At 46.0% G+C, this 1,007-nt stretch carries 1 protein-coding gene; it reads left to right on the forward strand.

All coding sequences use genetic code 11. The features are described from left to right. The first annotated feature begins 334 nt into the window (after positions 1–334). The gene (locus tag F6K20_RS39750; RefSeq protein ID WP_287298616.1) at positions 335–595 is read left to right on the forward strand and encodes a hypothetical protein; all 261 of its coding nucleotides are present in this window, start codon (positions 335–337) and stop codon (positions 593–595) included. The last annotated feature ends 412 nt before the right edge of the window (positions 596–1,007 follow it).

The raw sequence follows: 1,007 nt of genomic DNA on the forward strand, positions 1-1,007 counted from the left end.
TCTGACAAAAGTTCACATAGCGCGTACGGTGCAGCAATCGGTGTAGCGGCGCGCTACCCAACGGAAGACTCATCCTTTCCCAGTGATGGAAGGTGTTACCTTCTCAAATTGGCTACAAATGCCATATTCTGACTGGGTGACTAAACTCAGACAGGATGACAAGCGAAAACACCTCCCGTCTCTATAATGCCGAAGTTACGTTATTGGGTCAATCCAAACAATGGGCTGATATCAGGCATCTACATACAAGGCGTCTGGATGGTAGTTGGACTAATTCACTCAGGTAGCGTAAATCTGACAAAATGGACTATGTACATCCACTCAAGTGCTGTGTTTGCGACAGTCACGCAACGTCGATTCAGTCGATGGTTGCTTCGGTCCCCGGATTAATCCACAACGGTTATATAGCCCACTGATTCAGGAAGCGAAGAATAGATGGGAAAATGAACTATTGTATCTAAGCTTGGATACTTCCATGCTGTGGAATCAATATTGTCTGATTAGGGTAGCTGTGGTATATCGAGGAAGAGCAGTGCCAGTGGCGAGCGCGAGTACTGGAGCATTCTTAATGCAGCGTCTTGATAGGCAGCTATAATGACAAAGCTCTTGACAGTGTCGCGATTAATCCCAGATAGAGTTCAAGTTGTACTGCTAGCAGACAGAGGATTCATCAATACTCAGGTGAATGTTGTATGCCTTGGCTGAACTGGGGAACGCATTATCGCATCCGCATTGGTCTGTGATTTCTGGCTCTGGCGACATGGGTTAGGTTGGTCTCAAGTACGAGATTTTCATGTTCTACGGGGTGAAGCTCTTTTACTCCAAAATGTCTGGATTCACAAAACCGAATATGCATGGTGCAGTTAATCTGGGTCTGGCAAATGATGGAATTAGCGGAGAACTTTGGTACATCGTCAGCGACGAACCGACCACCCTTGCTGACATTTCGGGAATATGGCTTACGCTTTGATATTGAAGAGAGCTTTCTTGATGACAAGTCCAATGGT

The organism is Moorena sp. SIO2C4 (assembly GCF_010672485.1).
Classification (GTDB): Bacteria; Cyanobacteriota; Cyanobacteriia; order Cyanobacteriales; family Coleofasciculaceae; genus Moorena; species Moorena producens.